The organism is Oceanisphaera ostreae (assembly GCF_042676125.1).
GTDB classification, from domain to species: domain Bacteria; phylum Pseudomonadota; class Gammaproteobacteria; order Enterobacterales; family Aeromonadaceae; genus Oceanimonas; species Oceanimonas ostreae.
On the sequence record NZ_JBHTJS010000011.1, the window covers coordinates 1 to 11,424 of the forward strand.

The 11,424-nt window shown below is 48.0% G+C and carries 8 protein-coding genes; 2 read left to right on the forward strand and 6 right to left on the reverse strand.

All coding sequences use genetic code 11. The annotated features are described in order from the left end of the window. Window positions 1-2,130: 2,130 nt before the first annotated feature. Window positions 2,131-3,495: an NCS1 family transporter gene (locus ACFQ1C_RS04155; RefSeq protein ID WP_379557275.1), complete on the reverse strand. Its 1,365-nt coding sequence runs from the start codon at window positions 3,493-3,495 to the stop codon at window positions 2,131-2,133. A 62-nt stretch (window positions 3,496-3,557) separates the two neighbouring features. Beyond that, on the reverse strand, window positions 3,558-4,247 hold the full coding sequence (locus ACFQ1C_RS04160) for an aspartate/glutamate racemase family protein (protein ID WP_379557276.1): 690 nt from the start codon (window positions 4,245-4,247) through the stop codon (window positions 3,558-3,560). Window positions 4,248-4,802: 555 nt separating this feature from the next. On the opposite strand from ACFQ1C_RS04160, the gene ACFQ1C_RS04165 reads away from it, so the two are divergent. Continuing rightward, window positions 4,803-5,153, forward strand: a complete 351-nt coding sequence (locus tag ACFQ1C_RS04165; RefSeq protein ID WP_319783878.1) for a RidA family protein — start codon at window positions 4,803-4,805, stop codon at window positions 5,151-5,153. A 196-nt stretch (window positions 5,154-5,349) separates the two neighbouring features. Here ACFQ1C_RS04165 and ACFQ1C_RS04170 read toward each other — a convergent pair whose 3' ends face one another. Together ACFQ1C_RS04170 and ACFQ1C_RS04175 are read right to left on the reverse strand one after the other, a co-directional pair. Next, a complete protein-coding gene (locus ACFQ1C_RS04170) occupies window positions 5,350-5,784 on the reverse strand; it encodes an IS1096 element passenger TnpR family protein (protein ID WP_379557277.1) in 435 nt (144 codons plus the stop codon). A gap of 119 nt (window positions 5,785-5,903) precedes the next feature. Next, window positions 5,904-7,409 carry a Na+/H+ antiporter NhaC family protein gene (locus ACFQ1C_RS04175; protein WP_379557278.1) on the reverse strand — a complete coding sequence of 502 codons (1,506 nt, stop codon included), beginning with the start codon at window positions 7,407-7,409 and terminating at the stop codon, window positions 5,904-5,906. A 426-nt stretch (window positions 7,410-7,835) separates the two neighbouring features. Here ACFQ1C_RS04175 and ACFQ1C_RS04180 point away from each other — a divergent pair, with 426 nt between their 5' ends. After that, window positions 7,836-9,563, forward strand: a complete 1,728-nt coding sequence (locus tag ACFQ1C_RS04180; protein ID WP_379557279.1) for a potassium/proton antiporter — start codon at window positions 7,836-7,838, stop codon at window positions 9,561-9,563. Window positions 9,564-10,187: 624 nt separating this feature from the next. Here ACFQ1C_RS04180 and ACFQ1C_RS04185 read toward each other — a convergent pair. Then, on the reverse strand, window positions 10,188-10,604 hold the full coding sequence (locus tag ACFQ1C_RS04185) for a rhodanese-like domain-containing protein (protein ID WP_379557280.1): 417 nt from the start codon (window positions 10,602-10,604) through the stop codon (window positions 10,188-10,190). A 171-nt stretch (window positions 10,605-10,775) separates the two neighbouring features. After that, a complete protein-coding gene (locus tag ACFQ1C_RS04190) occupies window positions 10,776-11,225 on the reverse strand; it encodes a YtoQ family protein (RefSeq protein ID WP_379557281.1) in 450 nt (149 codons plus the stop codon). Between the last annotated feature and the right edge of the window lie 199 nt (window positions 11,226-11,424).

Genomic DNA, 11,424 nt, shown 5'->3' on the forward strand with positions numbered 1-11,424 from the left:
AAATGAGAGGTATTAGTGTGATGCTGGATAAGTTGGGTTAATAGATGCTGATTTAAGGGCGCTTACCCAGCAACAGCGTTTTGTGTACGCCCAGCATGGGCATGAACTAATGAGGTGAAATTCCTCTGTAGGAAGGTCACCATCTTTAGCTATTTATAATCGATATTAGATGCGAACTACTAGCGAATGGCAAGGGCAGCTCCGCGAGGGGCTGTCTGGCGAAAGCCACGCACTAAAGTAAGAAACCTGATGAGATTGGGCGTTCACGTACAAGCCGCAGTGGCCTGCGGTATAACCAGCAAAGGCCCATGGCGCAGCTCTAAAACTCCGGGGATTAATCAAGCATTATCGAATGCTTATCTAAAATCTCAGGGGCTGTATGAGTTACGCGATGGTTGGATTAAGCTTCCCCATTCTTAGTGAAACGCCCTGTGCGGGGCAGCCGGTCCGACGCCTCGGTGTAGGGTGTTGTGGGGGGCTGAGGGCTAGAAACCCTCGGCTACCCGATTAGGTCTGCTTAATTCATATACTAAGCTGTGCTATCTTTTTTCTTTCCTACAACAACTGCACCTCGAGTAATAGAAAAACCAACATCCCCAAGGTAGGCTTGGCCTGCGTTTGTACATGATTCAGATTGACCCATTGCAATAGGTATAACATTAATCACGTCATAACCTTCACTATCTAACTCTTCGTATTTATTCTCTAAGCTTTTAGAAAACTGTTCAAAATCAACACGCCGTTGCGTATAATATTCTTTGTTTTACTTTTTGAAGATTCCGGTTTTTACTTCTTGTTCATAAGTATCCAATCCGCTATAAAACCATGTTGTCTTAAATTTCTTACTCATATCTTTCTCTTTGTATTATTAGTGTTATGTTTAATTAACTTAGGTAGATATACTATTTAAACACCTAAAGTAAATAAGTTAAACTACCGAGACCTAACGCTGAGCACAGCAGCGACACGTCAGTGGTGTCCGGCGGTCGTAGGCCGCATACTGCTGCGACTTGTTATGCATAAATGATTTTAGTGCCGGAAATAGTTAAGACCCTATCTTTTTCAAGCCTGCTAATAATCGCATCGATTTTATTCTCTTCTATACCGCCTTGAAATTGAAACATAGCAGCAATGAAGTTTATTAGAGACTGCTTCTTTGAGGGTTTTGACTTGACTAGCCTCTCCTTAACATACGAAATGACATCCAAATCGCTAGCCGCTTTATCTATGATTTTCGCTTCTGCCTTCTCAATCTTTGGCGCTGAAATATTTCTCGCGGTAGGATTCAGATCTTATTCTTCCTTTATTGCCGCTTGAATCAAATATTGGGAAAGCTTTAGTTTATCTCGATAAGTCAGGCTGTCGGCTGCCAGCCTTATTACGTCATAGCTCATTAGACATTTCCTTATAATAAATCACAGTTAGTTTTTATGCATAACAGCTTAATATTGCGCATGCGAGTTTTCATTCATCATACCAGTGACTTGTTTTTTGTTAAGCTACTGATAATAAATAGCTTTAACTTACTTCTACATTCCTGCCTGATGATCAAAACACGCATGCTCGATTTGTCCGTGGTCAATGCCTGATATCAATACTACCTGGCTTTGTAATGCGTTGAATCAGCTGCGTTTATTTTCAATCGCAGATTGTAAATGCGCATGCTGGGTGTGCTTTTTGAGCATGATATGGCCTAAACAGGCTTTATTGAGTGGCTGTCGGGCAGGCTACCGCCGACATTTGTTGATGATCAGGCCTATTTTTTCAAACATACAACAGCGATTAAAACTGAATTCAAACGAAGCTATCGCATTATAAGCAATATGGGTTGCAAAATGGAAGGTGATAAACGGCAATCCGCAGCACCGATGCGCTTTAAGAAAAATTCAAAGCGATAAGCGCCGCTAGCAGGCGACTCGATCTTAGAGAGGAGGTAGCGCAGATGACCTCCCACGACCGTGACAATGACAGGGATGTCATTTCCGAGCTCCCATGGATGGGTTTATGGCGTGTAGTGGGAGGTGGCTGTGCTGCCTGCTGTGCATCGGTGTAAAATTGTGGTCATGTAATAGAAGGGGATTAAATGAGGCTTCCACATCAAATGAGGACGCCCCTATGTGCATTCCTCTATTATTGGCTGAAACGTTCACTACCCACCATTTTGTTCTTCATCAGCAGATAATAAACGATAGCCGAAGGTAACAAGCTGGCGTAAAAAGAAACGTTAGAGAAATAGAGGGCGACCGGCACCCCTGCGAAAACCGCGATATAAGCCGCCCAGTTGATACCCTTATAGGGGCCATTCGCATCGTAAAACTGACTGACGATTAACGTACGATTACGAATCAGGTAATAATCAACAATCAACACCGCCAGGATAGGTCCGATAAACGCCGAATAGGTTTTAATAAAGATGATCAAGCCATCCGCCGATTCAGCCGTCACTAACAACCAGGGGCATGTGGCGAATGCCAACAGACCGGTAATGACTGAAGCCTTCTTGAAGGAAAAGCCGAAAATATCCATCATCACGTAAGTGGGTGGTATACAGTTGTTGAGGATATTGGTGGTGACCTGTGCGAAAGCAATGAATAATAACGTTGTGACCAGCAAGGGTTTGTTATCAACGGCACTGGTGAACACTTCGATGGGATCAACGACGCCTGTCGCAGTCGACACCATAACACCAATCAAACCCATAAATAACGTCGCAGGCAAGATGGATAAGGAGTAGATGGTGACTAATATCCCGCGTTTAGTGTCATGGTGTAATTCTCGCGAATAGTCACTGACATTGAGCATCATGGTGCTGTATATACCCAGAAACAACATAGTCGCGCCCCAGAATTCAATACCCCAGCTACCTTCGATTCCGACCAGTTTGTCACCGAGCACATCACCGTACTTGTCGACAACACTGACAAACATGTAGATCAAACAAGCAATAATGAAGAAGCTGCCGATGTTTTCAAGCCATTTAATACCGTGAAAACCTAACACCGACAACCCGATCTGCAAGGCTTGAAAGCAGATAAAAAACAGCCATATGTTGCTGTATCCGAAGAGCACGGCAGAGCAGGTATTAAGAGCGCCTGCGCCAATCCAGCTTTGAAACCCGAACCAGACAAGTGCCGGAACCGCACGGATCAGACCTGGTAAACGCGTACCAGCAAAGCCAAAGGCACTTCTGGATTGGACCATGAATGGAATGCCATATTTGTGTCCTGCGGCGCCATTAATGGCAAGAAAAATACCAATAACAAAACAACCAACAGCTATGGCTAAAGTAGATTGCAACAGATTCAATGTACCGACCAGTGATGAGCCTGCCGTGAAGGTCCCGATAGATACGCAGCCACCAAGCCACGCAAAAAAGTAAGACCATCGGTCCATGATCCTTGTTTCTTGTGGAGCAAGGGACTCTTCTCCGTAGGACTTGTCATGGATCTCTTCCACAGTGGTAGTACTTGCTGATGACTTAAGTGTTGAACTCATATTCGTGATCTCCTGGGCTAATAACCAAATCACATCAGTGTGTGGGTTTAATGTGCGACTTGTTATTTGATTGGGTAACCATAGGTACAGGCTTTACTGGTTTTAAGGCCCATTCTGACCAAACTTTCAATCAGCCCTAAACCAACCGTAACGCCATCAATCACCGGCATTCCCAGATCTTTTGATAAAGACTCCTGCCAATGCGTCATACCACCACAGCCCATCACCAAGCACTCGGATTTATCTTGTTTGACGATTTCTCTTGAGCGTTTCAGGGCCAGCTTGTAGGAGCTATCACTGTGCAGGTCAAGAACAGGGATGTTGAGGGCATGCACTGCTTCGCAGCGTTGTGAAAACCCATAATTGGCCGCATTTTCTTCAAGGATGTGGACAGAGCGCTGCGTACTGGTGAGAATGGAAAATCTGCATCCGAGAACGGACGCCGCATACATGGCGGATTCACCAATGCCTAAAACAGGCCCCGAGGCCACTTCTCTGGCCGCTTGCAATCCCGTATCGTCAAAACACGCAATAACAAAACCATCAACCCCTTCTTTATCTGCCTTCTCGATCAGTCGCAGCGTGTAATAAGCCGCAGCAATACCGTCGGCCCTGCCTTGAATACTTGCTACACCCTCTGTGGGGTTAACAACAGAGAGCTGTACGTCTGGGCCAATCAGGCGCTTGCAGCTTTCTGCCATCTGCTGTGTCATTGAGGAGGTGGTGTTGGGGTTGATAACCATCAGTTTCATGGGAGTAGCCTCAGTGGTTTTAAGGGCAAGTCGCCAAGGGTGCAACGGATAACATGTCTCTAGCCCAATGATTGCGCAGGGCCTCACCAAAACGACTGCTATATATTATTGAGGTCAGTATAGTACTAGGGTGACTATGGTTGCTCGATTTTTCATCAGCGATGAGACTGCCTGCTATCAGCACTGAAATATGCTAACAGTTCATCGAGACTCATTTGATGGGCAACACAGTGCGCCGATTGGCTGATTGCTGCTGTCGGTAAGTGCCACAACATTGTGGGTAATGTGTGCCCATTGAATGCAGGTGCTGCGTGCCGGGATGTATCATTGCGGCCTGCCGCTGAAAGTCACGCAATTGATAATATATAACAAGGAAGTATTACCACCCGCTAACTTTGCCTGCGTGACGAAATTTTGCTCTGCACGCCCCCTAAAAGTCATTCTCAGGGTATAAGCTTGCACCCCCAGTACCCCCCTGTATACTCGTTGGTTAATCCTTCGTCAGCAGAATATTAGCTCGGCTGTCTGCTGCTAACTAACTGGAAGAAAATTAACATGACTATCGAACGTGTACGCACCACTAAACGCTCTAGCCCAATACTGCGCCACAACGACACCGTCTACCTGACCGGACAGGTTGGCGAAGGCGCAACCGTTGCCGAACAGACTCGCAGCTGCTTGGCACGCATCGACGCTCTGCTGGCCGAGGTAGGCACCGATAAATCACACCTGTTGCAAGCAACCATCTGGCTGTCTGACATGGGCGATTACGACGTTTTCAACGAGGTGTGGGACAGCTGGGTTCCTGAGGGGACTGCCCCGGTCCGTTCCTGTGGCGAGGTTTCGGTGGCCAAGCCGGAATATCGCGTTGAAGTGATCATCATTGCCGCAATGCCCAACTCTTAATCAGAGTTCGCGCTGCTGACCTATCGAAGCGTCGGCAGCGCACCCTAGTATGAATCGCCCCGAGTCAATCGCAGAGCATCATTAACCAACCTGCCACAGTAAAAAAATCCGCAAATACGACATTCAATAACTATCCCGGCCCCTTTATCCGACTGACGTCGCCCCTACAAAAATCATGTAGCGCAGGGTGCTATTGTTACCACTCGTCTTTATCTTCGGGATCGTAGCCTTTATATTGTACTGGCTTGCTGCCGGTTTCGGTGGTCACAAAAGGATAGTGGCGGCCTGGCTGGGGTTCTCTGGGTTTCTTGCGCGACTTGGCGACCTGAAAAATCCAGTCGTCGCCAAAATCAAACCAATAGAACAGCTTCTTGCCCTTGGGTAGGGGAAACAGCGACGCTATGTCGTCATCCAGCGAAAATTCTTCGCCGTCAAAATGAATACGCTCCGAGCCGAACTCTTGGCGAGAGATAAAAAACGAATACATGTGATCGTTATCAAAACCGACCGCACCTTGAATGGCGTCATGCAGATCATACAACGACACCGAGTCTACTATTTCCAGCTCGGATGCCCATTCTGTTTCTGCATACATACCCGCAACGAGTTTGATGGATAAAGTAATGATCATAACGGCCTCTGGTTTGGCTAACAGTAAATAAGCTAAGAATAGCTGCTCGGCATAACTAGCTAGAGGGCAGGTAGCTCTTGATAAAAAAGCCCTAGCATAAGATGCTAGGGCTTTGTCGGTTAGGCGGTTTTTCCTTGCAGGCGGTGGGTTTGCCAGCGTGACAATGCAATAACCAGTATTAGCTGAGTGGCGATGGCTGCCAGCAGAATAAGCGGGCTTTCTGTCCAGCCAGCTACCAAAAAGCCAGCCAGTGCAATGCTGCCGTTAAGCAAGGCGTAAGGCAACTGAGTACGGAAGTGCTCAAATTGATCACAGCCCGAACCGGTAGACGACAGTATGGTGGTTTCTGAAATAGGCGAACAATGATCACCAAACAGGCCGCCCGACAGCACGGCACCAATGCAGGCATATAGCGGAGCGTCTATGGCGATGGCGGTTGGGATCACCAAGGGAAACATAATGGCGAAGGTACCCCAAGATGAGCCGGTGGCGAAAGAAATAATCGCCGACAGCAAAAAGGCCACCGCGGGCACCAGCCAGGCAGGAAAGCCCGATTGTGCCTGTTCGGCAATATAGGCGGCGGCGCCCAAGTCTTTACCGACACTGCTTAAGGTCCATGCCAGTATCAGCACTATCGCCACCTGCATCATGTTGCTCATGCCTTTAAGGTAGACGGCAATACCGTCGGTCACTCGGCGCACCCCGTAAGCAGCCATTAAGATAATCAGCGTCATGGCTGCCATAAAATAAGCGGTGGATAGTGCAGCGCGAAACACCGAACCCGACACCTTTTCAAACGGAAAGCCCAGTGGCCCCAGCATGGCGGCCAACACGCCAGCCATTACCAACAGCGGCGCCCAAACAAAAGAAGCTTGTGCATTGTCGTGGTTAAACAGGGTTTGCTGTTCAATAGGGCCACTCGCAATGTCACCGCGCTCGGCGGCGCGTTCGGCATCGGCCATGGGGCCAAAGTCTAACTTCTTAAAGGCAATTAAGGGCACTATGGCTACCGCCAGCACCGCGTAAAACTGGAATGGAATAGCCGAAATAAAGGCTTCCCAGTCGGTTAACGGCAGCTCAAGGGCATTAAATTCCTTTTGCAGCAGGCCCATGATGTACACGCCCCAGCCGATAAAAGGCACCAAAATGGCCACCGGTGAAGCAGTAGAGTCGATAATAAAAGCCAGCTTCTGGCGCGATAGTTTAAGTTTATCGAACAGTGGGCGAAATACCGGGCCCACAATTAAGGGCGTACCCAAATCGGAAAAGAATATGACAATGCCACCCAGCCAGGCGGCAACTTGTGCACGGCATTTAGTGCTCACCCAGTGGGTTACCTTGCGAGCAAAGGCTTGGCCACCGCCAGACTGCTCCATTAGTGCCACGAAACCGCCGATAAATACCAGCAACACCAATACGCCGGCGTTATAACTGTCGGTCAGCTGTCCGACCAAATGGTCTTTGACCAAAATGCCAAAATTATCCAGCGGATGATGCCAATCGTTCAGCATGACCACGCCACTGACCACACCGGCAAAAAGACCGATCACCACATTGCGGGTGCCAAGAGCGAGTAAAAGGGTGATCACGATGGGGATCAGTGAACTGATGTGGGTTGGTTCCATGCGGTTTTGCTTCCTGAACAAGATGGGCACTAACAGGCAAAGGCCAGACAGTGGGCGTAAAAAAATAAACAGGCGCAGAACTTTAAAGAAGCAGAGCATGAGGCGCAACCGGATCGTGAAATTTAATAATAAAATATGCAGATTTGGAGATTATTTAAGCTTTAATGGACCTACATGGTGCCGTATTTAGCGATAATAAAGGCTACTTTAGAATAGTTATGCAGTCAGACTTTAGTCATTTTGGCTAAAGAGAGCGTAAGCGCCGTGATAACGACCAATAGCAGAGGAATCAAGCCACGAGATAAAACCTGACGACGTCTATTTTTTGCATATATATACTTAAAATATGGTTAAAAAAGCACTCTGATTTAACGTAATAAGGTATGATATAACTATTATATCTAACACCCTGTCGGAATCTTTCCTTTGGATAATCTTGAACATCTTTTCTTACTGGCTGGGATTTTGCTGTGCGTGAGCGTATTGGCCACCTTATTATCGGCGCGCTCTGGTATTCCGATTCTGCTTATCTTCTTAGTCATCGGCATGCTTGCCGGTGAAAGCGGCCCCGGCGGCATTGAATTTGAAAGTTATTCGTTGGCGTACAGCATCGGCAATCTCGCGTTGGCCATCATATTGCTGGATGGCGGCATGCGTACCCGCATGGATACCTTCCGTGTGGGGCTAAGGCCGGCGTTAAGCATGGCGACATTGGGCGTAGTGGTGACCAGTGGTGTGACCGGGCTAATTGCGGTTTATATTCTCGACTTAAGCTGGCTACACGGTTTGTTGTTAGGCTCCATTGTGGGATCCACCGATGCGGCGGCGGTATTTTCGTTGCTGAGCGGCAGGGGCATGCACCTTAACCAACGGGTAGGCGCGTCCCTTGAAATTGAGTCAGGCACCAACGACCCGATGGCGATATTTTTAACGTTAACCATAATTGGCCTGATCACTGGCAATATGAATGGCACCGGCGACGCCCTGCTATTTTTGTTGACTCAATTTGGCATTGGCACCATAGCGGGTATCTTGGGCGGCATGCTATTAGTGCAAATGATCAAGCGCTTCGAACTGGCCCCCGGTTTATATCCCATTTTAGTGATGGGCTTTGGCTTAACAGTATTTGCTTTGACCGCGCTGTTAGAAGGCAGTGGCTTTTTGGCGGTGTACTTAGCCGGTCTGGTATTGGGTAACTCCCGCTTGCGCGATATGGAGTCGATTTTGCCCGTGCTGGATGGCTTAGCTTGGCTTAGCCAAATCGGGCTGTTTTTGGTGCTAGGCTTGCTGATTTCGCCCGCCGATATGTGGGCCATGGCGCTGCCTGCAACGCTAATTTCATTGGCGTTGATTTTTATTGCTCGGCCGTTAGCGGTGTTGATGTCTTTGGTGCCGTTCTTTCGTTTCAACCGCCGAGAGTTAGGCTTTATCTCTTGGGTAGGCTTGCGCGGCGCCGTGCCTATTGTGCTGGCCATATTCCCGTTAATGGCAGGCATACCCGAGGGCATGATGTTTTTTAATGTCGCCTTCTTTGTGGTGCTTATTTCGCTGTTGGTGCAAGGCTCCACCTTGCCGCAAATAGCGCGGTTATTAAAAGTAGAAGTACCACCGGAATTAGCACCACAGCGCCGTTCTATGCTGGGCATCTTTCAAGAAGACGATTTTGAAATGTTCCTCTACACCGTGAGCAGTGAGTCTATAGACGGCGTAGTGGTGCGCAATCTGACCTTTCCGCCTCATTGTCGAGTGGCCGCAGTGTTTAGAGGGGAAAACCTATTACCCGCCTCGGGCAGCACACGGTTGGCCATGGGGGATGCACTGTGCGTAATAGGGCGCAGCAATCATCTTAAAACCCTCAATAATATGTTTGGTGGTGATCTGGACGCAGCCCGCAGCAAGGCGCGCGCTTTCTTTGGTGACTTTATTCTGGATGCCGATGCGCTGATGGGCGATGTCGCACTTATGTATGGTGTTGATGTTGATGACAGCGAGGCACAATTGAATTTAGGCGAATTTATGCTTACCCACAGTAACGGGCACCCGGTAGTGGGCGATAACTTTTTGCGTTATGGCATGGTATGGACGGTGGCTGATGTTGATGGCGATCAGGTACTAAAAGTGGGCTTACGTGAAGATGAAACGGATCACGTTTGAAGCCGCTCGCCGTGTAAGCGAATGTGCATTTTTTGCAACGATCTTTATACCAATCGCACTAAATAAGTAGTCTGCTTTTACTTTCTATAAAGGTCGGATAAACGGCCTACTCCACCGACACGCTGCAAGGGTTAATGACATTCACCACTTTAACCTACTGCGAATATTCACTGGATATTCGGTTAGGTTAAAATAGTTCATCTCGGCGGAATAAACTCGCCTATGGCGCTCAAACACATGACATCCTTGTCATGTGATGGTCGGTGGAGCAGTGCCCTTCATCCTCTCCTATATTTCGTAGATGACTGATGACGCTGCTCACAGACAACTCGATGCTTATAAAGAGGCAACAGAGATCGCCTCCCACGACCGTGAAATGCCAAGGACGGCATTTCCCGAGCCCCCATGGATGGGTTTATGGCGTGTCGTGGGAGGTGGCTGTGTTGCCTCTCACACTCCAAGCTTTAAAATAGATCAAACATTTAGTGAGATTGGTATTACTAAGAACAGCTGCAAGAGTGTGTGAAGGGTGAAGGGGTCTAAATGTACAAAGGCGGCACATAATATTCTGTCTTGAAGGTTCGGATCTTGTCCTCTTCACTCTTTAGCCAGCACTCTGGTCGTCTAATAAGAGTCTATTGCGGGCAGGTCTGCATATAAGCCGGCGGTGTCATTCAATGAATGCACAGCGGTGGTGGGCGTGGCATCAGCGTGCAAGTCGGTTTGTTGGGTTGTTCGGCCTGATTCTTTAAGGGCTGCTAAGCCGCCTTTGTCCATTACCTGCTGATAACCCAAGGTCTGTAAGGCTTCAGAGGCTTGCTGAGCGCGAAAGCCGTCTCGGTCATATAACTTAATGGCGGTTTGTTTGTCGGGATAGCGAGCACTAACTCCGCGGGCGATATAGGTATAAGGAATATGCACGGCATCGTGCAGGTGCTCGGTGGCGTATTCCTCTTGGCTGCCTACATCTATCCATACCTCTGCATTGGCAAGCGCTAAACTCGGGCTGCTCAGTAATAGTGCAACAGTCCAATACTTCATGAGGCATGACCTTTTGTATAAGTGAGTGCTAAGTGTAAAACAGAAGGGAGTTGGTATCGTTGCCAAAAGGTAGGCAGCCGACAGAACTCGGCACACTCGCACAATAAAAAATCCCCCGCATGGCGAGGGATTCTTATGTAACTCGTTATCTAATTAGCTCTGCTTTGAAGCTTAAGACAGTAAGTAAGTTAGAATTTCTACCACTTGCTCTGGCTCACGACAAGTTGCCTTAGCTGCTTCATCTACTTCTTTTAGGGGATGATCCAGCTCGGCGTCGTGCAGGGTAACAATAGGCTTACCTAAGGCTACGGCAAAGCCGGCGTCGAAGGCGGCATTCCACTGCTTGTATTTAGGCCCAAAGCGTACCACGACTAAGTCGGCAGCTTTAATTTGGGTAGAGGTGCGAATGCTGTTAATGCCAGACGCCTTGCGATCACGCCAGAAGTTATTTTCTTCGTTACCTAAAATATTCACGCCGATCATGTCGCTGGCGTCGTGATCGGTCACGGCTGACGTAAATTCAACAGTCAGGCCTGCGGCCTTAGTACCTTCGATAATACGCTCACGCCAGTCGCTGTGAATTTCACCAGACAGATACACGTTCCAGATTTTCTGCGTCATTATGTTTTCCTTATTGCTTACAAAAGTAATTAATATTAAATGCAGTTGTTAAATATTACCGCATTTTAGTGGCAAAATCAGCCCCCAAGAAAGCAGCAAGCCTTACGTTAAAAACAAACACCGAAAGAGCCGTGAAGGGTGAAACGTAAAGAGTGAAGAGGACGACATGGAACAAAAACATACCCAAACCAGCCTGTGT